The organism is Alcaligenes sp. PF14, assembly GCF_037150615.1.
Classification (GTDB): Bacteria; Pseudomonadota; Gammaproteobacteria; order Burkholderiales; family Burkholderiaceae_B; genus Alcaligenes; species Alcaligenes phenolicus.
The window spans coordinates 232513-253141 of the sequence record NZ_JBAGRS010000002.1 but is presented as its reverse complement, the minus strand read 5'-3'; the positions used below and the strand labels follow the sequence as shown (position 1 = coordinate 253141).

The following is a 20629-nucleotide window of genomic DNA, read 5'->3' as shown; positions in this document are numbered from 1 at the left end:
AGGTAAACGTGCAACCCCAGCTGGCCCACCTCCTGCTCCCACCACCAGACAATCAACTGCGTTCCAAGCGATCAAGCTCAAACACAGCCATATCCAACTCTTGCCGGGGCAGTGGGGTTCCGTATGCCTGGACCACGGCGCTTATGTTCTCGGTAGAAAGGGGCAATGGCACCGCACCGCCCATTCCGACAATCACACTTCGACAACGGTCTGCAGCACAATAAACACGGATGACATGATCCGTAATTGGATCACTGGGAGGTTCATCCGGGATCTGAGCACCGAGAGTCGAATGAATCAGCTTGAGCTTTTCATTTTGCCCGGCCCACTCTTTTTCCCACTGGAACCGGGCGAGGACTTTTCCACGGTTTCCTGGGCCTCCTTCTTCGCATTGGCCGCAACATGGGCCGCTGTCGCAATCACCCAGACAAAAAGGTCTGTGTTCTCTGACAACAACTTGGTCGCATTCTCGGGCGAATAAGGAATGACATTGCCCGCTTCATCAAGGACCTCACCCTTCCAGTCCTTGACGATATACGTGCTCAACAACTGGCACTGAACATCATGCTCGCGGACATCGTTACTTGAAACACGAATAGCCGCCAGTGAATGCCCTGCATCTTCCCGTGCAATCAAGCGGCGAGCTCGCTCCAAGGCTATTTGATAAGCCTCGGTATCAAGCGCCGCAATCTTGAAAGACACGTCCTCGTCATAATCCTCCCACCGCTCCTGACTCAGCACCGATTCCAGTCGATTAATCTTCAAAGCCATGTCATCACTCCTTAAGGTGCAGGCGCAGCAACGGGGCTACGAGTCAGCACGGGAGTTTGCTTGGCCACGGTGAAGTTCAGCTCCACTTTCAGAATGTCGCCCTTGGCACCGTTAGGCAAATCACCATCGACCTCAATGGCAGGCAGATCGATCTCGTACTTGTTGCCCAGAGAGTCGGTGATCGGGAAGGAAATGGCGATCGGAGTGCGTTTGAACTGGTTCTTCCACAGCTCCCAAGCCTTCTGGGACCAAGCCAGGGTCACCGTGCCGGTGATGGCTGCTGCGGTCTCAATCAGGGCGCCGGGGCCCAAGCGCTCGGCACCAAAGCAGCGTTGGGTCTGCAACTGGTTGTCGATATTCAGGGTCAGGCCCGATACGCAAGCCTGGCCAGCCAGGGACACACCATTGGCTTTCACATCACCCACGCTGATCGAGGACATGAACGGGGTTTGGCTGGGCTCGGCCGGATCGGTGGCAAAGGGAGTTTCCTTGTCTTCGTAATCCAGGCAAGACATGGTGAAGGTCACGGTGGCTTTGCCTTCTTCAGGCACTTCCAGGGCAAAGGTGCTGACATGTGCACCTTTGAACAGCGCGTAGACATCCACATCGCGATAGGCCTTAGCCAGGCTGAAGGTACTGCGGGTCTCGCCCACGCTCAGCTTGTTCTCTTTCCACTCGCCGTAGAAGGCAGCGGCCAGCAGCTCGTCAAAGGTGCCGTAGGACAGTTCGCCCGTGATGTCGCCACCAATATCAATGCTGGTCACGATCGAACCCTGACCAATACGCGAATCGGTGATTTCTTCGGACTCCTCCTTGTTCAGAGTCGGAGTCAGTGTGTTGCCGGTGACGCGCAGCGTCTGCCAGCCCGAACCGGGGGTTACACCGGGAACGGTTTCTTTAACCAGGTAGCTAGTAACTTTAGCGCCAGAACTCATAATGCATCTCTCCTGTATGCAGGCAAAAAAAAACCGACGCGAGGTCGGCACAAAAAAACAGGTAAAAAATCAACCGGCCCGAAACGGGACGGTCAGGTTGATCTGGTAGAACTCTTCGCGTTGAGGCCGTTTTTGCGGGTCATCCGCTGCCACGTCGACCTGGCTCAGGCCCAGGCATTCCAACGCTCCTTCAGACCAGAAGGAAAAGTGTTCATCCACGGCATCACTCAGGCGATCCAGCTCCTGACGGCCCTGACCCAAACGATCAAAGCACTCGATCAGAATCTCGCCCGATTTGCGGGTGTAGGGTTTCGCACCCATGCCCGAGATTTCCGAGTCGGTATTCTTGATCAGCAGACGGCACCAGACGCCTGTATCCGGCGGAGTAAAGGCCGCGTGCGCATTGGGGTACTCGATGCGCTCCTGAGCAATCCCGGTCAATGCGACCATGCGATCAATAATGGCTTTACTGATCTGTTCAAAGTTCATCTTGTGTAGTTCTCCTGAACGGTCCTGGCCATCTGCTTGATGGCCAATCGATGACTGTGCGTAGGTTGTTGTGACCAGGCATAAAAAAACCCCGCAGCAATTTCTTGCTCGGGGTTGTTTCGTTTGCATTGGACGCAACTTTGCACGCCCATTATTGCAATTAGCCTTGCAGATTCATAGCGGACCATGTTGCAGACTGCAACGCCAGGCGTAAAAGGCAGAGGTTTCACCCTCTTTGATCTTGTCCACCTGGCCTGAATCCTGCAATTGCGCCAGCACACGCTTGACCCCTTCGCGCATGGCGTTGCGTTGGGCCGTGGACAGCTCCATGCCTTTGCTGACGTGCCGCACAATCTGGATCATGCGGAACTCTCGTCCCGGATAGGCCGCTAACAGGTCTATGACTTCGGCTGCATACTTCACCGCAAAATCTCCTTCTCGACTGTGATTCTGAAATCCATCAAATGGCGGCGGTAGTCTTCATCCCGAAGGACCGCGCCAGTCACCTTTTTGATCCACAAACGGGCTGTGGTCTGACGTTCGCTGGCGGTCAAATGACCGTACTGAGCGTTCTTGCGCGGGTACTCGGCCTGGATGACCATGGCTTGGTAATGCGGCAGGCGCTGGTAGAGGGCGTCAACCGCCAAAGCGTGGTCTTGATGTATGGGCCGAAAGTCCTCTTGCCAGGGAACGTAGCGTTCCATATTGCCCACGGTCTGCCCGGACCAGCACCAACGGGCCCAGTTCCAGAGCAAATCGTCGCCGCTCAGACCCTGCTTTTTTTCTGCTTTGATTGTCATGTGGGTTCCTCCTTCAAGCCCGATGAACGGTGATGCCGTGCATCCGGGTCAGCAAAATTCGTTTGATGCTTTGGAACAGGCTTTCTGGATCGCCGCTTAGCTGCACAATGCGATCGCCGCTGCTGTTGTCCGTGTAGGCAAAATCCGCGATATAGCAAATCCTGCCGGCAGGTATCAGGTGGCTGAAAAGCCGTGGCACCAGACTCCAGGATGGCTGCTGTACCAAATGCCTGATCTGGCCGTTCCGCTGCAAAGCCAGCAGTGCTCTGTAGCGATGGGCAGTTGCTCCGGTGATCGCCTGATGCACCTCTTGATGAAGTCGTGTTGTCAGATCCATGGCTGGTTCACTCCTTGCCCAAGGCTGCTTTGGCCATCTTCAGCACGGCCAAGGAACACGCTTCCGGGCGGGCCAAGATCCGATTCGCCCAGACTCGCGGGTCCTTGTTGATGTCGCCCGAAATCACCTGAGCCAGATCGCGCACGCGTCGTTGCCCTTCCCGGCGCCCTTGCTCCCAGTCTTGCGGGGAGGTCAGGGCCAATCGAGGCGGCGGGATTTCTGGCCACTGTCCTTTGGCCAGGTGATCTCCCAGCACTTTGTGCCAGCGTTGTTCCAGCTGCGTGTAGGCCTGATTCAGCATGTCAAACTGTCCAATGCTGATTGCTGCGTGATAGATAGCCGGGTGTGACCACTCGCCCATTTCTCCTCGCACTCGTGCCTGCATGCCACGCACGGCCTGGAAAAAGGCGGTTTCTGGCTCCAGTTGAGGGCGGCACGCACGCAAGAACTCCGGCAAGCTGGGGGGCCAATCAAACATGCGACGGCAATTCTTGATGCCTAGTGCCACGTCGTTGGGCGAGACACCTTCCTCGTCAAAAGCTTCGGCCCAGGCCTGTTTCCAGTCTTCAATGGCTTGCTTGTCCCGAAAGTTGGAGCGGAACTTGTTCGGATAAATGCCATTGAGCCGGTTGTACAAATGGTCCATCAGGCTGATGCCTTCCAGCTTGGTATGACGCAGCAGCCAGGGGTTGGAAAAATCAGATATCGATGACATCGTCTATCTCCTCGCGTTGCCGATGACGGTTCACATAAGCCAGGGGATCAAAGCCCGACGCCTGACCTGCACGGGGCTCGTTGCGTCCTTCCAGCCAGCTGGCCTTGCCCCCGCGCCAGCCACGCAACATGCACTCGGCCAGAAAGTCGTCCACGCTGTAGCCCATCTCCAAGGCACGGTGGGCTTCGGTGCCCAGGCGGTTCAGGGCGGTTTGCGTCAAGGGTGCTTTGATCTCGCGACGATGGCGCAGATAATCTGCGATCACTTCGGCACGGGGTTCAGCAGGCCAGGCAGAGAACTCCAGCGCCGGAGCCTTGCGACGCACGTTTGTTTTTTCTTTATCTTTTTCTGTATCTGTATCTCCTTCTTTATCTGTCTCTTTATCTAGCGCGTTACCCGGCCGTTTCGGTAACGTTACGGACGCGTTACTGCCTTCGTTACCGTCTTGTTCCTGTTTTTTTCTGGCCCGAAAACGCGCCACCCGCTCCGCACTGCTGTCGGATTTCATCTGGCGTTTGTCCCACGCCAGAGGCTGCAAAGTTTCCTGGTCGATCAGGCCCACTTCGCTTAAGCGGCGCACCACATCGTCCAAGGTGCGCAGGTCCAGGCCCAGCTTGACGGCCACCTTGCGCAGCATCAGCGTGTCTTCGCTGTCTAGCACGCCCTGCCCTTTAAGGCAGAGCAAGGCCACGTAATGCCATCTGTCCTCGAAAGCCAGCAGACGCAATTTCTCGTCGTCCACCATCTCGGTATAGGCGCGAAACCACGGCATATTGCTCATAGGCACGCTCCTGACTGTGTGAGCCAACGACAATCAAACTCGTGTCGATGGTTGTGAATACGTGTTTTCATGGCACCCCCGCCTGAAAAACCGCACGCCTCTGATGTATTTGCAAAAATATGACGCGCAGCAGGACCCCTGGCCCAAACAGGCCACGAACATCCGATTGATAGGCAATGCCCCAAGGGCACAAGAACTGCGTCACCCCATGACGCAGTCGAACTGTCAGGCATGGCTTGCAAGCCAAACCCGTGGTAAATGCTTAGATATTTCTAGAACTTTCTTTGGGTGCTGGGGCGGGCACCACCGGGTTCATGTGATGGAAGACCAGTTGCCAGACGCGCGGTATGACACCCGCCTTCTCCCATTGAGATATGCGGCCTTTGCTCAAGCCCGTGATACGCAATACGGCTCGGCGACCGCCCATTTCTTCGATGATGTGTTTAGCGTTCATGCATTGAGTATAGATAGTTCTAAACGTAAAGAAAAGAAATATCTAAACCTATGTTTAGTTTTTTCTTGTTTTAATGTCGGGTATGGATATTTACTCGATTCGCCGCAGAAACCTGCAACGCCTGATTGAAGACCGCGCTCACGGCAACGCGGCTGACTTTGCGCGCTCTATTGGGCGCACACGGGCACAACTGGCCCAGTACCTGTCATCCACCTACAACGGTGGGCGCAGCATTGGCGAACGAGTGGCGCGAGCCATAGAAAAAGAAGTGGGTCTGGAAGCGCATAGCCTGGATCAGCAAGGCTATGGTTTTGGGGCTAAGCACGGTTTTGACTCCAACGTGCAAGACGCCATGATGGGCGAGCGGCGTATCCCCCTGCTGAACTATGTACAGGCAGGTGTGTTTCGGGATCCCGGTCAGAACTTCACGTTTGAAGAAGTGGAATATCTGCTGACAGACCTGTGTCTGTCCGAGCGTTCCTTTGCCTTGCAGATCAAGGGCGATTCCATGTTGCCGGACTTCAAGGAAGGCGACCGGATTATTGTTGATTGCGAGCTCACGCCCCGCCCCGGTGATTATGTGGTCGCCAAAAACAGCGAAGAAGAAGCCACCTTCAAGAAGTACCGACTCTTGTGCATAGATGAAGGTGGGCAAGAAATATTTGAGCTGGTGCCGCTGAACGAAGACTATCCTTCCATTCGCAGCGACCAGCATGCTATTGAAATCATTGGCACCATGGTGGAGCACCGGAAATACTATCGGCGTTCGTAAAAAGCTGGCAGCGCAGGCTGCCTTGCATGATGCGGCTTAACGCTTTTTCATTTCCTGATCGACCTTCTCCATCCAGGCCTGATCACAAGGGACGGGCTGTGCTGAGCGCTGACCATACAAACGGATATGCACCACGTTGCACCACTCCTGCGAGCCATAGTCAGGGCCATGCCCTTGTCCATCAGAGACAGCCAATTGACGGTCCACCTTTTCCAGCCAGGCCTCACTGCCGACTTTCTCGGTGGGCACCGTAGTTTGGCAAGCGGCTAACAATAAAGCGGGGGCAAGCATCAAGATTCGCATGGCAATACCTGAAAAGAAGAGGCGAAACGTCCTTTATAGCAGAGTGCAAGAGGGTGGGTTGGGCGGGAATAAGCTCACTGCATGCGCCTGGCTCCTTCCTCCATCAAAGGCTTTAACCCGTACAGTAATCTGTACAAGTCATACTATTCCCATTAGACTTGTACAGTGAATTGGACAAGTGAGGTTGCCATGAAAATCATCTCGTTTTCAGAAGCGCGCAACAGCTTGAAAGCTGTACTGGATGGCGTAGTCGATGACGCCAGCACCACCATCATCACGCGTCGTGATGCGGAAGACGCTGTAGTCATGTCACTCGATTACTACAACAGCTTGATGGAAACCGTCCATCTGCTGCGCTCCCCCGCTAATGCGGAACACCTGAGCCGCTCTATCGAACAATATCGTGCTGGCAAAGCCATGCCACGCGAGCCGAGCGATGACTGACCGTTTGTTATGCTGGACTGACGCTGCCTGGATTGACTATGTGTATTGGCAAGGCCAGGACCGCAAGACATTGAAGCGTATCAACAAACTGATAGAAGAAGTACGACGTGCGCCATTCGATGGCATAGGCAAACCTGAAGCGCTTAAAGAAAATCTGTCCGGCTTTTGGTCAAGACGCATTGATGACACGAATCGCCTGGTCTATGCCGTAGACAAGGCAAGCATCACCATCATTTCTTGTCGTTATCATTATTAATCAACCGGACTCTACTAAAGCCTCCAAAACCCGTCTGAATTCTGGTGCCCCCCCCAGTGAGTCGAACCCAGCACCCTACAATCCGAAGTGACTAATTCGTCCCCGGTATGTGAGACAAGAATGAAATGGCTGTTCCTATGCCTGATCATGGTATTGCTACCTCTGAGCACGCAGGCAAGAAACACTCCCTGCTCAGGCAAAAAAGGCGGTATTTCCCACTGCGAGGGGGAAGTCTTTGTCTGCCGTGACGGTTCAGCCAGCGGCAGCAAGCGGTCGTGTCCTGCGTACACCGGCACTACAGGACAACGTTCGCAGTCCAGGCCACAGGCGCTGCGATCCAGCAGCGCCTGCCCCTGCTCCAGTGGAACCTATTGCACCGGCCCTCGTGGAGGGCGCTATTGCGAAACCAGCACAGGTAGCAAACGCTATCAGCGCAAATAAGGGGACAGCCTGCAGCACTTGCTTAGCAATTGCCCTTTTTAGCCTGGCCGGGTGGACAGTGACGCTGCCCATATCCACCGTAACCATCCGGATCCACAATCACCGAACCCCTGGGAGTATGGACGGCACAGGCGGAAAGAATAGCTGTCATGGTCAATGCCAAAATAAGTGTTTTCATCATTATTCTCTGGGTTTTAGACGCGCTCATTGTGCTCCAAGGATAAACAACAAGGTGCTACCAATCGCGAGCAAATACAGTTGGGCCTCCAGATGCTTGAATCTCTTGCTCTAGCCGTGGCTACGCTAGGCACAAACACAGACTTTATGTAATAATTGCGGACTTGTTGCCCCTCTAGCTCATGCTTGGTTAGAGCAGCGGACTCATAATCCGTTGGTGCCGTGTTCGACTCACGGGGGGGGCACCACCCATTTCAAGCTGCACCTGTATTTCAAAGTCGCACAATCTGCGGCTTTTATTCATTCAGGGATAACCGAAGCTCTGCCTCGAAACCCGTTCGCCTGGTTTAACCACGACGGAAGGTTCTGGCGTGGTCATCACGTTCAGAGGAAAGAGAGCATGGATCCCCGCGTATTCTTGTTTGCCTTGGCCACTTTCGTCACGGGCACAGCAGAAAACATCATTGTTGGGCTAGTACTGGATGTGGCTTCGGACCTGCGCGTCTCAGTGGCCCTGGCCGGATAGTTAACGGCAGTTTTCTCCCTCAGTTTTGCCTTGATGGCGCCATGCGTCCCTTTATTGGGACATCGGCTGCGCCCTCGCCCCCTGTACTTGAGTGCCTTGGCACTATTCGTCTTCGGCAATGTCCTGGCCGCCCTCAGCCCTTCCTTTACGCTGTTATTTTTGGCAAGAGTGATGATGGCTTGTGCCAGCGCGGTAGTCTGTGTGCTGGCAACAACACTGGCAACAGAATTGGTCCCACCTTCCCTGCAAGGACGTGCCATTGGTCTGATTTTCATGGGGATCAGCGGGTCGCTGGTGTTGGGGGTTCAGGCGGGAATGTTAACTGGCCAATGGGGCGGCTGGCGGATCGCCTGCCAGCCCCGCTAGCCTTGAACCTTGTAGCCGCACTTTATCTTGGCAGCCTGGTTTCCTTGCCCTTTTTACTGAACCACCTGCCTTGGCTAGGCAGCTTCATGGTGCTGATCTGGTTTGCATCAACGGGATGATTTCCCCGGTCGTACAAAGCTTTTTGATCCATACCGACAGTGAATCCGCACAGGCTGGCATCAGCCTGAACTTCTCGGCCATGCATATGGGTGTAGGAGCCGGAACTGAGGCGATGGTTGAGCACAAATGCAGCGAACATCGCTTATCGTGCCCATCAAGGCCTTCCATAAACTGTAAATACGCCCACAACAATTGTTAAAGTTTGTTTTATACAGGAACCCTTCGCCGCCTAGTCATTAAAATCGCTTCTCTTTATATAAGTAGAAGGGGAAGTTCATGACTTTTCGTATGGGTGCATTGGCCGCTATGCTGGCCGTCGCTGGCCTGACTGCAGGCTGCCAGACAATGGATGTGGGTGGCATGGTCGGTGCCGGCAGCAAGGCTGTCCAGGCGTTCAATTTGTCCGATCAGGAAGTGATTGCTCTGTCGGATCAGTCCTGCAAGCAGATGGATGCTGAAAACAAAGTGGCCAGCCCCAACAGCAAGTACAACAAGCGCCTGCAACGTGTCGTCAAGCCATTGGCGAAACAGTTGAACGGTCAAACACCGAACTTCAAGGTTTACCAGACTCAGGAAGTGAACGCCTGGGCCATGGCTAACGGTTGTATCCGTGTGTATGCCGGTCTGATGGACAAGATGAACGACGACGAACTGCGCGGCGTGATCGGTCACGAAATGGGCCACGTTGAACTGGGCCACAGCAAGAAAGCCATGCAAACCGCCTACGGCCTGTCCGCTGCTCGTGACGCTGCTGCCGCCACCGGTAACGGTGTGGTTGCTCAGTTGAACTCCAGCCAATTGGGCGAGCTGTCCGAAGCCTTCCTGAACGCTCAGTTCTCGCAATCGCAAGAATCCGACGCTGACGACTACTCCTTTGACCTGCTGACCGAGCGCAAGCTCAAGACCCAGGGTCTGGTTTCTGCCTTTGAAAAACTGGCAGCTCTGGACGGCGGCGAAAGCAGCGTGATGAGCTCGCACCCCGGCTCCAAAGAACGCGCCCAGCGTATGCAACAGCGCATCGACGCGGCTAAATAAGCCCCTTCGACGCAGCGAATCGCATGCCGCTAACCCGTCCGCTTTTGCGGGCGGGTTTTTTTATGGGGACACTAGGGATCACAAGTCAGGATGCAGCACAGCATCGGACCGCCGCTACCAAACGCTGGATGCTCGGCCTGGAACTTTTTATCCATACGATGAACCAATCAGACATTACCAACACCCGTACTCCCTCGAACGCCCCCGCCTGACAAGCGATCCAGCTACAGCAAAACCTGGTCTGTAAATCCTTACTTTTCGTCGCGGTGGCGCCATAAACCAGTACCTGCTTTCAGGTATGCTTGTGCCATTCTTTGGTCTTGGCAGTTACGCTCTTGAAAAAGTCTTCCTCTTCAAAAAATTCCTGTCCCTGCGGCAATCCCAAAACCTACGAAGTTTGTTGCGGCCCTTGGCACCAAGGCCCGCAGTACTTGCAAGCCCCCGATGCGGCTACCCTGATGCGCTCGCGGTACAGCGCTTTTGTGCGCGACGATCTGGACTATCTGCTGGCCACCTGGCATAGCTCCACCCGCCCTCATTCGCTGGAACCCAATCCGGAAGGTTTGCAATGGTTGGGCCTGGATGTGCGACGTCATGAACGTGTTTCCGACACGGAAGCGATTGTGGAATTTGTCGCTCGCAACCGTCTGAATGGCCGGGCGAACCGTCTGCATGAAGTCAGCCGTTTTGTCCTTGAACAAGGCCAATGGTTTTACGTGGACGGGGATTTTTCATGAGCCAAAGCAATGATTTTGGACACGCTGAACAGGTCCATGGCTCCAGCCTGCCCATGGCTTTGCTTCTGGAAGCTGATCCCAGCACAAGTCTGATTGAAAGCTACAAAGACACACCGTACGCCTGGTGTATCAAAGATCAGGAACACATCGTGGCGGCTGCTATTTTGCAGCGCAGGAACGCCCAGGATTGGGAACTGATGAACATCGCCGTTCAGCCCTCGCACCAGGGTCATGGATTGGGTGCCAAGCTGCTGTCTGCCCTGATTAGCTATGTACGCGAACAAGGTGGGCAAACCTTATATGTGGCCACCGGCACCATTGGCTACCCCCTGTTTTTCTACCAGCGCGCCGGCTTTCGAGTGATAGCGGTAGAGCCCGATTATTTCCTGCACCATTACGACGAGGCCCTGTTTGAGGACGGTTTGCAGCACAAGGACCGCCTGATTCTGAGCCTTGCCCTGAACTAAAAGACTGCAATGATGCTGTCCCTTCCTTCTGGTTGATATGCTGAGCACCCTAAGCAATTTTGCAGAACAGGCCACAGCCCTGATCAGCGCCAACCCACAATGGGTGGCCCCCGCTGTTTTCGCTTTGTGCCTGGTCGAGTCCCTGCCCTTTTTGGCCCTGATCATACCGGGTACAGCCATCCTTTTATCCGTCGGTGCCCTGGTCGGCGCCGGGGAAATGAGCTTGCTGCCGATCTGGCTGTCCGTGACACTGGGCGCCGGCCTGGGCAATGCCATCTCGTTTTTTCTGGGCCAGCGTTACGGCGGCAATCTGTTCCACTTCGAGTGGGCCCGCAAGCGCTTGCATCTGTATGCAAAAGCGCAGGCTTTTTTTGCACGCTGGGGATGGTTTAGTATTGTGGCCTGCCGCTTTGTTGGTCCCTTGCGCTCAACTGTCCCCTTGATTGCGGGCACCTGTGCCATGTCGCCTCTGAGTTTTCATATCTCATCCTGGGCCTCGGCCGCCTTGTGGGCCAGTGTCTTGCTGCTACCTGGCTGGTTCAGTTTCCAACCCTGATTTTCAATGACCCCTGTAAGCCTCGCCTACCTGCATTTATTCATCGCGATTCTCTTCGAGATCATCGCCACCAGCTTGCTGCAGCGCTCCGAACAGTTCACGCGCCTGATGCCCAGCGCCTTCACGATCATGTTCTACGCGGGTGCGTTCTACTTTCTGTCACTCAGTCTGCGCGTCATGCCGGTTGGGGTGGCCTATGCCATCTGGAGTGGAGTGGGCATTGTGCTGATTTCCTTGATTGGCTGGGTGGTCTTCAAGCAGAAGCTGGATTTGGCCGCTATGATTGGCATCGGTTTTATTGTGGTGGGTGTGCTGATTGTGAATCTGTTCTCCAAATCTGTCGGCCACTGATTTTAGTGAATAAATATGATTGCCTTGATTCAACGGGTACGTCAGGCCCAGGTCGATATTGAAAACCAGACTGTCGCAAAAATTGGCGCAGGCATGGCCGTTCTGGTCTGTGCCGAGCACGGTGACACCCGCGAGCAAGCCACACGCTTGCTGGATAAATTGCTGGCCCTGCGCATTTTCTCGGACGAGCAAGGCAAGATGAACCTGAACTTGCAGCAAGCCGGTGGTCAGCTATTACTGGTTAGCCAGTTCACCCTGGCGGCCGATACGCGCAAGGGCAATCGCCCAGGATTCAGCCGCGCTGCGCCTCCTGCAATCAGCCAGCCCTTGTTTGACGAGCTGGTAGCCATGGCCCGCACCCGGCTGCCTGATACCCAGTGCGGCGTGTTTGGTGCCGATATGCAATTGAGCCTGACCAACGATGGGCCAGTCACGATTCCCATACATATCGCGCCCGACGCAGACCCAAGCTGACGATTGCCTTAAAGAGGCTCCATCCCTATAATTGCGCAGGGTGTTTTGCTGGCATGGTGCAGCAAGGCAGGTTAATTACATACGCAAGGTCGGGCCGCCTTGTGGAGATTTGCCGACCATGTCCCACCCTTCTTCCGGTGCGCCTTTGCCACGCGCCCATGTTCTGACCCGCCAGTTGCAAGCCCAATTGCAACGCCTCCTGCATATCGAGGCCCTGGGCGGTGTGGTCTTGTTGATGGCTGCCGCCATAGCCCTGATCTGGGCCAACTCTTCATTTGCCGATAGCTATTCTGCCCTGTGGCACACCCAAGTGACCTTGGAGCTGGGCTCCTGGCGTTTCTCGCAAGATTTGCATTTTTGGGTCAACGATATTCTGATGACCTTGTTCTTCCTGGTTGTCGGGATGGAGATCCGCCGCGAGATCCATGACGGCGCCCTGTCCGACTGGCGCTCGGCCATGCTGCCTATCTGTGCTGCCCTGTCCGCCATTACTCTGCCGGCGCTGATCTACGCCGCCATGAATCCCGACCCGGCTGTGCTGATGGGTTGGGCCATTCCTACCGCCACCGATATTGCCTTTGCAGTGGGTGTGCTGGCCTTGCTGGGCCGCTCCCTGCCCCCCAGCTTGCGGGTGTTTTTGCTGGCGCTGGCCATTATTGATGACCTGGTCGCCATCCTGATCATTGCCTTCTTCTACTCGGGTGGCCTGGACTACAGCGCCTTCCTGATTGCAGCCGTTGGTATTGTGGCCGTCCTGGGTCTGCAAAAAATGGGCATAGGCTCGGCCTGGGCCTATGTCGTTCCCGGTGCGATCCTGTGGTTTGGCTTGTTGAAGACAGGTGCTCACCCCACACTGGCCGGTGTGGTTCTGGGCATGATGAGCCCTGTGCGCGCCCTGCCCTTGCCTCGCAAGGCCCGTCACCTGAATCTGGAACTGGCCACCAAACTGGAAAGCCAGCACGACACTCACGAAGTCATGCACACGCTGCAGAAAATGCAGCTGGCTCAACGCGAGATTCTGCCTCCGGTCCAGCGTATTCCTGCACTGCTGCACCCCTGGGTAGCGTTCATCATCATGCCGGTGTTTGCGCTGGCCAATGCCGGGGTCAGCCTGAATGGTCTGGACCTGAATGCCGCCGGTGCACAAAGCGCCCTGTTTGGTGTGGCGATTGCCCTGATTGTGGGCAAGCCCTTGGGCGTCCTGCTGGGCACCTGGTTGCCCGTGCGCTTGGGGCTATGCACCCTGCCTGCCGGCATGGATTGGGCCGGCGTCACCCTGATTGGTTTGCTGGCCGGTATTGGCTTTACCATGTCCATCTTTGTGGCCAACCTGGCCTTTGCCGAGCCCGTTTTGCTGGATGCTGCCAAGCTGGGCGTTCTGTGCGGCTCTTTGGCGTCCGCCGTTCTGGGCTTGGCGTGGGGCCTGATTGTGCGTCGTCGCTATCAGCAGTCTGCCAGCCAGGCAGCTTATAGCCAGGCATAAACAGCCAGACATCAAACAAACAGGCCCACGCTAGCGTGGGCCTGTTTGTTTTAGGGGCCGATCAATTAATCAATGGTCAGCACGCGTTCATTCAGGATACGACGGCAATCCATTTCAAACTCCAGATCCTTGACGGGGGGACGGGCCAGGTGCCAGCCCAAGCCATGGTTGATCGCACCGCGCTGAGCCAGTTCAGTAGCCATGAAAGGATGCAGATTGTGCACCGTGTACGCATGGGTGGCCGTCGTGTCAGCCCATTCATGGCCCAACACTTCCAGACGACGCTCCATTTCACCCAGAACCCATTGCGCCTTCTGCAACAGCCCTTCAGGCGACACGTCCTGGTAGGCCACAATGCTCTCTATGTAGTCGTCGGGCGTTTCGGGGACTTCGCAGCTGCCTGCGATCACAAAGGTGGCTTCTTCAATATCGGTTTCCACCGTGTAGCTGAAAGCGTAAAAACTGGGCTCGGCAGGTGCGCCTACCAGCGGCGACACGTTGCTGCGGGCGACCGGATTATGCTTGCCTTTGACCAGGCCCCACTCTTTCAGCGTTCCCAGATACAGCTCATTGAACTTGTTGAAGTCGCTGTCGCTAACTGGCTCGGGCGAGCGCAGCTCGCAGGCGCACAAGGCTGTCAAGGGACGCTCTTCTGCTTCCAGCACGGCCTGAATCAAGTCAAAACCTTCTTTCAATGGCACGGGGGCAGAAAACACGACCCGGCAGATCTCGTAACCGGGCTGAGCGGCCACCCCGCCCGAAAAGCGGTTCACGCCGGTCGGAATGAAGCGGTAGTTGCCTTTGTCAAAATTAATCGCATTGCTCATGGTTGTTCCTGATCGTGTAGTGGGCCTTGGCCCGCCGGGGTCGAGTCGCCGTTATGCGGCAAAGCGGGCACTATAGCACCCTCTTAACCGTCTCAAGTTCGGTGCAGGGGCACAAGCCTCACCTTAACAGCACAAATCATTTTTTTGCGCATCATTGCAATCGCTTTGACTTCCAGCGCAGACCTCCCTACGATGGCGATATTCTTCATCACGCTGAGTTTCAGCTTGGTAGTGCACTGAGCGGTTCTATGGGTAAATCATGGATCGATTCACAGACATACTTAGACCACAGCATCAGCAATTTCCCAGACAAAATGCAGCGGCCTGGCGTTTCCTGCGCCCGGCTTGGGAAGCACGTATCCGCAAAGAACGCTATCCTAGCGAGTTTCGTGCGAACTGAGCCGGTTCGCTTTACGGTCTGTTGGCCCGGTGCCAACGTCCTGAACTCAAGACCCTGTACCTGCACGCCCACTGGAGTATTGCATGTCCACGCATCCATCAACTGAGCTACTTGGCCCTCAAACCCCGATTGCCGATATTGTTCTGGCCCTGAATCAGCTGGAGCAAGGCCCCGCGCTGCTCGCTGCCCAGGAGCTGGACAACGAACGCCTGCAAGCCTTGCTGGAAGTGCCGGAGTTGCGTTGGGCCAGTGCGCTCTTGATGGAGCTGACACGTCCCGAACGCCTGCCAGTGCTGGAGCAACTGGCCGAAGACCGAATGGCCGACTTGCTGCAAGACCTGGACCATGAAGACCAGGAGCAGATTCTTGGTCGCCTGACCCAGCACACCCGCACCTCCATCATGCGTCTGATGCACTATCCGGCAGACACAGCCGGCGGCATCATGACTACCGAGTTTCTGCAAGTGCCCATGAGCTGGAATGTGGCACAAACCTTGCAGCACATTCGGGAAGTGGAAAGTACCCGCGAAACGGTCTATGCCATCTATGTGGTCAACGACAAGCAACAACTGCAATTTGTGGTGCCTTTGCGCAAGCTGGTGTGTGCCGACCCGCAAGCGGCCCTGACCGAATTGTGGAGTGGCGACAGCCCCATTGCCGTGCAGGCCCTGACGGACAAGGAGGCCGTGGCCCAACTGATACGCCGCCACGACTTTCTGGCCATTCCAGTGGTGGACGAGGCCAATGCCATCATCGGCATTGTGACGGTAGACGACGTGATCGACGCCCTGATGGACGAGGCCGCCGAAGACATGAACCGCTTCGGGGGTGCCGAACACATTGGCAAACCCTATCTGCAAGCGGGCTTTAGCACCATGATTCGCAAACGGGGAGGCTGGCTGGCCATTCTGTTCCTGGGTGAAATGCTGACCGCCAGTGCCATGCAGTACTACGAAATACAGCTGGAAAAGGCCGTGGTCCTGGCCATGTTCATTCCCTTAATCATGAGCTCCGGCGGTAACTCCGGCTCGCAGGCCACTTCCTTGCTGATTCGCGGTCTGGCCCTGGGTGAAGTCCGGGTGCGCGACTGGTGGCGAGTACTGCTGCGCGAATTGCCGGTGGGTCTGGTGCTGGGCACCATGTTGGGGGCGATCGGCTTTATTCGTATCGAAATCTGGCAACACCTGGGCCTGTACGACTATGGCGAGCACTCCTTGCTGATTGCCTTCACCATCTGGCTGGCTCTGGTGGGCATTGTGACGTTCGGTTCCTGTATTGGCTCCATGCTGCCCTTCATCTTGCAGCGCGTCGGTTTTGACCCGGCCAGTGCCTCGGCTCCCCTGGTGGCCACGCTGGTGGACGTGCTCGGTTTGGTGATTTACTTCTCCGTGGCCGCGATGTTGCTGACAGGAACCTTGCTCTAGCCATGAATTTTTTTGTTGAATCCATACAAAAAAGCGCACAGTAAGAGACAAACTCGGTAACCTATCCGAATTTCACCGTTACATTCCCTCTGACAGGCAGGGGGAGCCTGACACATTTCGTCTAACTTGGCCCCATGGGCCGCTTCGGACATCAGCACCTATGCGGATACTCGACCAGTTCTTCATCAGTGCAGACCAGATGGCTCCCTTCTTGGTTGGCAGCTATAACAGTGGTCTGGTCATCCTGTCGCTACTGGTTGCCATCTTCTCCTCGGGCATGGCCTTGCAAACGGCCCATATTGCCCGCATGGCTGATTTGCGCATACACCGCCAGATTGCCATTTGTACGGGTGCCATCGCCCTGGGCGGTGGCATCTGGACCATGCACTTTATTGGCATGTTGGCGTTTGAACTTTGCACCAGCGTCCATTACGACCCGGCCATCACCATGTTGTCGGTTCTGCCCAGCGTAGGGGCATCCTGGGTCGCCCTGCAAATTCTCTCGCAAGCCCGTGTACAACGCTCGCACCTGATTGTGGGCGGTATTTTGGTGGGTCTGGGTATAGGCACCATGCATTACAGTGGCATGGCTGCCATGCGTATGGCGCCGGTCCTGCGCTATGAGCCCATCACCTTCTTCCTGTCGATTGTGCTGGCCGTGGTACTGGCCACGCTGGCCTTGTGGATACGCTTTCGCCTGCATCGCACCCGCCTGACCTTGCTGCAACGCGTGGTCATCAGCGGCATTGTGCTGGGCCTGGCCATTTCCGGCATGCACTATACCGGCATGGCGGCCGCCCGCTTTATAGGCCAGACCACACCGCCCGATGACATGATCATCTTCAACAGCACCTTTGCCTCCATGGTGCTGTCCACCTTCACCATTACGGTGACGGTACTGGTGACCGCAGCCAACGGCCTGCTGCGCTACCGCCAGTTGTTCTTGAAGATGGAAGAAAGCGAATCGCACAACCGGGCCATTGTGGATACCGCGATTGACGGCATTATTACCATCAACAGCCACGGCACCATTCTGGACTTCAACCATTCAGCCGAACGCCTGTTTGGCTGGAAGGCTGGCGAGGTGCTGGGGCGCAATGTGAACATGCTGATGCCCGAGCCGGACCGCTCGCGCCACGACAGCTATCTGTCCAATTATTTACGCACCAACGACCCAAAAATTATTGGCGTAGGCCGGGATGTCACCGGTTTGCGCAAGGATGGCAGCTTGCTGCCGATGCGCCTGGCCGTAGGCAAGGTACGCCAGCCGGGTGACCCGCTGTTTGTCGGTTTTGTCACTGACATGAGCCGCTACAAGGCACTGACCGAATCCCTGCGTCAAAGTGCGGAAAAAGCCGAGCAGGCAGCCCAGGCCAAGACGGCTTTTCTGGCCAATATGAGCCATGAAATCCGTACCCCGCTCAACGCGATTATTGGCTTTAGCGACTTGATGCTGAATGATCAGATCAATGCGCAGCAAAACAAGCACCTTGCCATCATCAACCAGTCCGCCCACTCCTTGCTGGCCTTGCTGAACGACATTCTGGATACCACCAAGCTGGAACGCGGCTCGGTCGAGCTGGAGCAAGTGGATTTTTCGCTGATTGAATTGTGCAATCAGGTCGTGGCCTCCTTGCGTTTGGCAGCGGATGCCAAGAACCTGGAGTTCCGTCTGAACCATGCGCCCGAGCTGCATCAGTTTTACAAGGGCGACCCGATGCGGATTCAGCAGGTGCTGAACAATCTGATCGGCAATGCCATCAAGTTCACCCAAAGCGGAGCGGTGCATGTGGATGTCAATCCCGAACCAGGGCGCAATACCGTCTCCATCCGCGTCACGGACACCGGCATTGGCATGACTCCTGAGCAGTTGCGCCATGTGTTCACCCCTTTTACACAGGCCGATGTATCCATCAGCCGCCGTTTTGGCGGTACCGGCCTGGGCGTATCCATTGCCCGCCAGCTGGTGGATCTGATGGGCGGCACGCTGAAGGTTGAAAGTACCCTGGGTGTGGGCAGCGTCTTTGAAGTCCGTATTCCCCTGGAACCGGGCAAGGAACCCAGCCTGAGCCCGGACGATCAGCCCGTGCCCCGCCTGCCGCCGCTGCGCATTCTGGTGGCCGATGACATCAGCCTGAATCAGGAACTGCTGACCTTGGCCCTGGAGCAGCACGGACATTCCGTCACAGTGGCCGACAACGGTCACAAAGTGCTGGAGCTGCTGTCCAAAGAAGATTTTGATGTGGCCTTGCTGGATGTGCACATGCCCGAGATGGACGGTCTGGAAACCGCCCGCCGGTGGCGCGAACAGGAACGCCGCGAAGCGCGGCTGCCTTTGCCACTAATTGCGCTGACTGCCAGTGTCATGGAGTCCGACCGTCATGCGGCCCAGGAGGCCGGCATGAATGGCTTTGCCACCAAACCGCTGGATCTGCCTTCTTTGCTGCAGGAGATTGCCATGGTGATGGGTCTGCCCCCCACCGGCCCCTTGGAGCACAGCGTCGAACCACAAGAGAGCAGCCTGATCGATTGGGAGTTGGGCCTGAGCCTGTGGGGTTCCCAGGTCCGTCTGCGCCGCGCTCTGCTGAGCTTTCTGTCTGACCTGCATACCCGCTACCCGCTCGATGAAATCAAGCAGGCATCCCCGAACTGGGAGATTGTGCTGGGCAGCCTGCATGGCATTCGCGGCACCGCCGGCAATCTGGGTCTGCCCCAAGTGTCTGCCCTCAGCGCCGAGCTGGAAGAAAAAATTCGTCGTGGTCAAACTCGCCAGATGCGTCGCCGTATTGAACAGTTGCAGGAAATGTTCAACCGCATCGCTCACGAACTTGGTCACAACGGCTCACCGACTACTTATTCAGACGCTCAACAGGTCGTGGTGCATCCCCCCGACGTTGCCTTGAACAATCTCCACATTCTGCATAGCAGCGTCTTGCTCAACGAGCTGGACGAGCCTGCCTTGCAAGTGGTCTGTCAGTATCTGGAAAGCACAGGGCAAACCGATACCCTGAATGATCTTAATAAAACCATCGACGTGTTCGACTTTGCTCAAGCCAGCCTGATCCTGTCCAAGCTGATCAAAGACCTGAATGCGAGCTTGGCCAAGGATCCGCCACGCCATGAATGAATTTACCTCGCCGCGCCCCACCCTTTTGCTCATCGATGACGAGCCCGCCAATCTGCAGATTCTGCGCCATACGCTGCAACAGGATTTCCGGCTGCTCTTTGCCAAAGATGGCATCAAGGCGCTGGAGCTGGCACAACGGGACCTACCGGACCTGATCTTGCTGGACATCATGATGCCGCAAATGTCGGGTTACGAAGTCTGTCGAGCCTTGAAGGCCGACCTTAAAACCCGCCACATCCCCGTTGTTTTTGTAACTGCGCTCTCGCAGCCGCAGGATGAGCAAATGGGGCTGGACATGGGGGCGGTGGACTACATCTCCAAACCCTTTAACCCGGCGATTCTGAAGGCACGTATACGCAACCATCTGTCCTTGGTACAAATGCAGGAACTGCGCGACAGCCGCCTGCAGATTATCCGTTGCCTGGGGACAGCGGCCGAATACAAGGACAACGAAGTTGGCCGCCACGTCATCCGCATGAGCCACTACACGCGCATTCTGGCCCATTGGCTGGGTTACTCCAGCGAAGCGGCCGACGAGCTGCTGCACGCCGCACCCATGCACGATATTGGCAAAATCGGCATCCCGGATTCCATCCTGCAAAAACCCGGCAAGCTAACGCCCGAAGAATGGGAAATCATGCGTACGCACACCTTGATTGGCGCCCGCATTATTGGCCAGCACTCGCATGGCTTGTTGAAACTGGCACGCACGATCGCGCTGTATCACCATGAAAAATGGGACGGCAGCGGCTATCCCTATGGTTTAACAGGCGAGAATATCCCCCTGCCCGCCCGCATCGTGGCGGTGGCCGATGTGTTTGATGCCTTGGCCAGTGAGCGACCCTATAAGAAAGCCTGGAGTGTGGAGAGCTGCATCAGCTATCTGCGCGAACAATCCGGCCAGCACTTTGACCCGCAACTGATCGCTCTGCTGGATAAATGCCTGCCTGAAATGCTGCATATCAAAGAAAAATGGGCCGACGATCCCCAGCCGATGGCAAAGACTTGAACCGATTGGCCCGTAAGCAGCAGGTGGGCCAGGTCCCGCGCTCCTCAGCCCT

26 protein-coding genes, 1 tRNA gene and 1 pseudogene are annotated in these 20629 nt (G+C 56.1%); 16 read left to right on the top strand and 12 right to left on the bottom strand.

Annotated features, from left to right (window positions below):
- Nucleotides 1–297 precede the first annotated feature (297 nt).
- The 9 genes from WFM49_RS05250 to WFM49_RS05210 form a co-directional block, all read right to left on the bottom strand.
- Nucleotides 298–771: a hypothetical protein gene (locus WFM49_RS05250; protein ID WP_257113242.1), complete on the bottom strand. Its 474-nt coding sequence runs from the start codon at nt 769–771 to the stop codon at nt 298–300.
- A gap of 11 nt (nt 772–782) precedes the next feature.
- On the bottom strand, nt 783–1706 hold the full coding sequence (locus WFM49_RS05245) for a phage tail tube protein (RefSeq protein ID WP_021446765.1): 924 nt from the start codon (nt 1704–1706) through the stop codon (nt 783–785).
- Nucleotides 1707–1775: 69 nt separating this feature from the next.
- Nucleotides 1776–2195, bottom strand: a complete 420-nt coding sequence (locus WFM49_RS05240) for a phage tail terminator-like protein (protein WP_336972141.1) — start codon at nt 2193–2195, stop codon at nt 1776–1778.
- Between the two features lie 174 nt (nt 2196–2369).
- The gene (locus WFM49_RS05235) at nt 2370–2618 is read right to left on the bottom strand and encodes a hypothetical protein (protein WP_137430852.1); all 249 of its coding nucleotides are present in this window, start codon (nt 2616–2618) and stop codon (nt 2370–2372) included.
- Entirely contained in the window at nt 2615–2995 is a 381-nt protein-coding gene (locus WFM49_RS05230; RefSeq protein WP_203144899.1) for a hypothetical protein, read from the bottom strand. The genes WFM49_RS05235 and WFM49_RS05230 overlap by 4 nt, the downstream gene beginning before the upstream one ends.
- A gap of 13 nt (nt 2996–3008) precedes the next feature.
- Entirely contained in the window at nt 3009–3332 is a 324-nt protein-coding gene (locus WFM49_RS05225; RefSeq protein ID WP_250757009.1) for a hypothetical protein, read from the bottom strand.
- Nucleotides 3333–3339: 7 nt separating this feature from the next.
- A complete protein-coding gene (locus tag WFM49_RS05220) occupies nt 3340–4047 on the bottom strand; it encodes a replication protein P (protein WP_336972135.1) in 708 nt (235 codons plus the stop codon).
- The gene (locus WFM49_RS05215; protein WP_266108664.1) at nt 4031–4828 is read right to left on the bottom strand and encodes a hypothetical protein; all 798 of its coding nucleotides are present in this window, start codon (nt 4826–4828) and stop codon (nt 4031–4033) included. The genes WFM49_RS05220 and WFM49_RS05215 overlap by 17 nt, the downstream gene beginning before the upstream one ends.
- A 262-nt stretch (nt 4829–5090) precedes the next feature.
- The gene (locus tag WFM49_RS05210) at nt 5091–5282 is read right to left on the bottom strand and encodes a hypothetical protein (protein ID WP_094196318.1); all 192 of its coding nucleotides are present in this window, start codon (nt 5280–5282) and stop codon (nt 5091–5093) included.
- A gap of 82 nt (nt 5283–5364) precedes the next feature.
- On the opposite strand from WFM49_RS05210, the gene WFM49_RS05205 reads away from it, so the two are divergent.
- Complete coding sequence (locus WFM49_RS05205) at nt 5365–6054, top strand: LexA family protein (RefSeq protein WP_088453217.1); 690 nt, start codon at nt 5365–5367, stop codon at nt 6052–6054.
- 36 nt (nt 6055–6090) lie between these two features.
- Here WFM49_RS05205 and WFM49_RS05200 read toward each other — a convergent pair whose 3' ends face one another.
- A complete protein-coding gene (locus WFM49_RS05200; RefSeq protein ID WP_083053805.1) occupies nt 6091–6357 on the bottom strand; it encodes a hypothetical protein in 267 nt (88 codons plus the stop codon).
- Nucleotides 6358–6546: 189 nt separating this feature from the next.
- Between WFM49_RS05200 and WFM49_RS05195 the strand changes: the two genes are divergently transcribed.
- The 5 genes and pseudogenes from WFM49_RS05195 to WFM49_RS05175 all read left to right on the top strand — a co-directional run.
- On the top strand, nt 6547–6801 hold the full coding sequence (locus tag WFM49_RS05195; protein ID WP_060186045.1) for a type II toxin-antitoxin system Phd/YefM family antitoxin: 255 nt from the start codon (nt 6547–6549) through the stop codon (nt 6799–6801).
- On the top strand, nt 6794–7057 hold the full coding sequence (locus WFM49_RS05190) for a Txe/YoeB family addiction module toxin (protein WP_060186046.1): 264 nt from the start codon (nt 6794–6796) through the stop codon (nt 7055–7057). The genes WFM49_RS05195 and WFM49_RS05190 overlap by 8 nt, the downstream gene beginning before the upstream one ends.
- A gap of 787 nt (nt 7058–7844) precedes the next feature.
- Nucleotides 7845–7923 (top strand) — tRNA-Ile (locus WFM49_RS05185).
- 152 nt (nt 7924–8075) lie between these two features.
- On the top strand, nt 8076–8201 hold the full coding sequence (locus WFM49_RS05180; RefSeq protein ID WP_009459451.1) for a major facilitator superfamily transporter: 126 nt from the start codon (nt 8076–8078) through the stop codon (nt 8199–8201).
- A 12-nt stretch (nt 8202–8213) separates the two neighbouring features.
- Nucleotides 8214–8567 (top strand): annotated as a pseudogene (locus WFM49_RS05175) (MFS transporter); the annotation flags it as partial.
- A gap of 22 nt (nt 8568–8589) precedes the next feature.
- On the opposite strand, the gene WFM49_RS05170 reads toward WFM49_RS05175, so the two are convergent.
- The gene (locus WFM49_RS05170; RefSeq protein ID WP_250757005.1) at nt 8590–8826 is read right to left on the bottom strand and encodes a hypothetical protein; all 237 of its coding nucleotides are present in this window, start codon (nt 8824–8826) and stop codon (nt 8590–8592) included.
- Nucleotides 8827–8963: 137 nt separating this feature from the next.
- Here WFM49_RS05170 and WFM49_RS05165 point away from each other — a divergent pair, with 137 nt between their 5' ends.
- The 7 genes from WFM49_RS05165 to nhaA all read left to right on the top strand — a co-directional run bounded on the left by WFM49_RS05165 (nt 8964) and on the right by nhaA (nt 13790).
- Nucleotides 8964–9722, top strand: a complete 759-nt coding sequence (locus tag WFM49_RS05165; protein ID WP_009459460.1) for a M48 family metallopeptidase — start codon at nt 8964–8966, stop codon at nt 9720–9722.
- A gap of 335 nt (nt 9723–10057) precedes the next feature.
- On the top strand, nt 10058–10459 hold the full coding sequence (locus tag WFM49_RS05160) for a YchJ family protein (RefSeq protein ID WP_009459461.1): 402 nt from the start codon (nt 10058–10060) through the stop codon (nt 10457–10459).
- Nucleotides 10456–10926, top strand: coding sequence for a GNAT family N-acetyltransferase (locus WFM49_RS05155; RefSeq protein ID WP_336972124.1), 471 nt, complete (start codon nt 10456–10458; stop codon nt 10924–10926). The genes WFM49_RS05160 and WFM49_RS05155 overlap by 4 nt, the downstream gene beginning before the upstream one ends.
- 37 nt (nt 10927–10963) lie before the next feature.
- Nucleotides 10964–11482, top strand: coding sequence for a DedA family protein (locus WFM49_RS05150; RefSeq protein ID WP_009459463.1), 519 nt, complete (start codon nt 10964–10966; stop codon nt 11480–11482).
- Nucleotides 11483–11488: 6 nt separating this feature from the next.
- Nucleotides 11489–11833 (top strand): DMT family transporter, encoded by a 345-nt coding sequence (locus WFM49_RS05145; protein WP_009459464.1) that lies wholly within the window; start codon nt 11489–11491, stop codon nt 11831–11833.
- Nucleotides 11834–11848: 15 nt separating this feature from the next.
- On the top strand, nt 11849–12307 hold the full coding sequence (dtd, locus tag WFM49_RS05140) for a D-aminoacyl-tRNA deacylase (RefSeq protein ID WP_009459465.1): 459 nt from the start codon (nt 11849–11851) through the stop codon (nt 12305–12307).
- Nucleotides 12308–12425: 118 nt separating this feature from the next.
- Nucleotides 12426–13790 (top strand): Na+/H+ antiporter NhaA, encoded by a 1365-nt coding sequence (gene nhaA, locus WFM49_RS05135; protein WP_336972119.1) that lies wholly within the window; start codon nt 12426–12428, stop codon nt 13788–13790.
- 65 nt (nt 13791–13855) lie between these two features.
- Here nhaA and cnbZ read toward each other — a convergent pair whose 3' ends face one another.
- On the bottom strand, nt 13856–14617 hold the full coding sequence (gene cnbZ, locus WFM49_RS05130; protein WP_336972117.1) for a 2-amino-5-chloromuconate deaminase CnbZ: 762 nt from the start codon (nt 14615–14617) through the stop codon (nt 13856–13858).
- A 483-nt stretch (nt 14618–15100) separates the two neighbouring features.
- On the opposite strand from cnbZ, the gene mgtE reads away from it, so the two are divergent.
- The 3 genes from mgtE to WFM49_RS05115 all read left to right on the top strand — a co-directional run bounded on the left by mgtE (nt 15101) and on the right by WFM49_RS05115 (nt 20577).
- Nucleotides 15101–16441 (top strand): magnesium transporter, encoded by a 1341-nt coding sequence (gene mgtE, locus WFM49_RS05125; protein WP_254499500.1) that lies wholly within the window; start codon nt 15101–15103, stop codon nt 16439–16441.
- A gap of 160 nt (nt 16442–16601) precedes the next feature.
- Complete coding sequence (locus WFM49_RS05120; protein ID WP_336972114.1) at nt 16602–19568, top strand: MHYT domain-containing protein; 2967 nt, start codon at nt 16602–16604, stop codon at nt 19566–19568.
- Nucleotides 19561–20577 (top strand): response regulator, encoded by a 1017-nt coding sequence (locus WFM49_RS05115; protein WP_009459474.1) that lies wholly within the window; start codon nt 19561–19563, stop codon nt 20575–20577. Before WFM49_RS05120 ends, WFM49_RS05115 begins: the two co-directional genes overlap by 8 nt.
- Nucleotides 20578–20629: the final 52 nt, after the last annotated feature.

Bases quoted from the DNA above. Each gene is read 5' to 3' on its own strand.
- WFM49_RS05240 (WP_336972141.1), bottom strand. From the start codon at position 2,195: ATGAACTTTGAACAGATCAGTAAAGCCATTATTGATCGCATGGTCGCA.
- WFM49_RS05150 (WP_009459463.1), top strand. From the start codon at position 10,964: ATGCTGAGCACCCTAAGCAATTTTGCAGAACAGGCCACAGCCCTGATC.
- WFM49_RS05215 (WP_266108664.1), bottom strand. From the start codon at position 4,828: ATGAGCAATATGCCGTGGTTTCGCGCCTATACCGAGATGGTGGACGAC.
- WFM49_RS05120 (WP_336972114.1), top strand. From the start codon at position 16,602: ATGCGGATACTCGACCAGTTCTTCATCAGTGCAGACCAGATGGCTCCC.
- WFM49_RS05115 (WP_009459474.1), top strand. From the start codon at position 19,561: ATGAATGAATTTACCTCGCCGCGCCCCACCCTTTTGCTCATCGATGAC.
- mgtE (WP_254499500.1), top strand. From the start codon at position 15,101: ATGTCCACGCATCCATCAACTGAGCTACTTGGCCCTCAAACCCCGATT.
- WFM49_RS05145 (WP_009459464.1), top strand. From the start codon at position 11,489: ATGACCCCTGTAAGCCTCGCCTACCTGCATTTATTCATCGCGATTCTC.
- WFM49_RS05250 (WP_257113242.1), bottom strand. From the start codon at position 771: ATGGCTTTGAAGATTAATCGACTGGAATCGGTGCTGAGTCAGGAGCGG.
- WFM49_RS05190 (WP_060186046.1), top strand. From the start codon at position 6,794: ATGACTGACCGTTTGTTATGCTGGACTGACGCTGCCTGGATTGACTAT.
- WFM49_RS05170 (WP_250757005.1), bottom strand. From the start codon at position 8,826: ATGTTCGCTGCATTTGTGCTCAACCATCGCCTCAGTTCCGGCTCCTAC.
- WFM49_RS05195 (WP_060186045.1), top strand. From the start codon at position 6,547: ATGAAAATCATCTCGTTTTCAGAAGCGCGCAACAGCTTGAAAGCTGTA.
- WFM49_RS05165 (WP_009459460.1), top strand. From the start codon at position 8,964: ATGACTTTTCGTATGGGTGCATTGGCCGCTATGCTGGCCGTCGCTGGC.
- cnbZ (WP_336972117.1), bottom strand. From the start codon at position 14,617: ATGAGCAATGCGATTAATTTTGACAAAGGCAACTACCGCTTCATTCCG.
- WFM49_RS05155 (WP_336972124.1), top strand. From the start codon at position 10,456: ATGAGCCAAAGCAATGATTTTGGACACGCTGAACAGGTCCATGGCTCC.
- nhaA (WP_336972119.1), top strand. From the start codon at position 12,426: ATGTCCCACCCTTCTTCCGGTGCGCCTTTGCCACGCGCCCATGTTCTG.
- WFM49_RS05180 (WP_009459451.1), top strand. From the start codon at position 8,076: ATGGATCCCCGCGTATTCTTGTTTGCCTTGGCCACTTTCGTCACGGGC.
- WFM49_RS05220 (WP_336972135.1), bottom strand. From the start codon at position 4,047: ATGTCATCGATATCTGATTTTTCCAACCCCTGGCTGCTGCGTCATACC.
- WFM49_RS05245 (WP_021446765.1), bottom strand. From the start codon at position 1,706: ATGAGTTCTGGCGCTAAAGTTACTAGCTACCTGGTTAAAGAAACCGTT.
- WFM49_RS05230 (WP_203144899.1), bottom strand. From the start codon at position 2,995: ATGACAATCAAAGCAGAAAAAAAGCAGGGTCTGAGCGGCGACGATTTG.
- WFM49_RS05225 (WP_250757009.1), bottom strand. From the start codon at position 3,332: ATGGATCTGACAACACGACTTCATCAAGAGGTGCATCAGGCGATCACC.
- dtd (WP_009459465.1), top strand. From the start codon at position 11,849: ATGATTGCCTTGATTCAACGGGTACGTCAGGCCCAGGTCGATATTGAA.
- WFM49_RS05200 (WP_083053805.1), bottom strand. From the start codon at position 6,357: ATGCGAATCTTGATGCTTGCCCCCGCTTTATTGTTAGCCGCTTGCCAA.
- WFM49_RS05205 (WP_088453217.1), top strand. From the start codon at position 5,365: ATGGATATTTACTCGATTCGCCGCAGAAACCTGCAACGCCTGATTGAA.
- WFM49_RS05210 (WP_094196318.1), bottom strand. From the start codon at position 5,282: ATGAACGCTAAACACATCATCGAAGAAATGGGCGGTCGCCGAGCCGTA.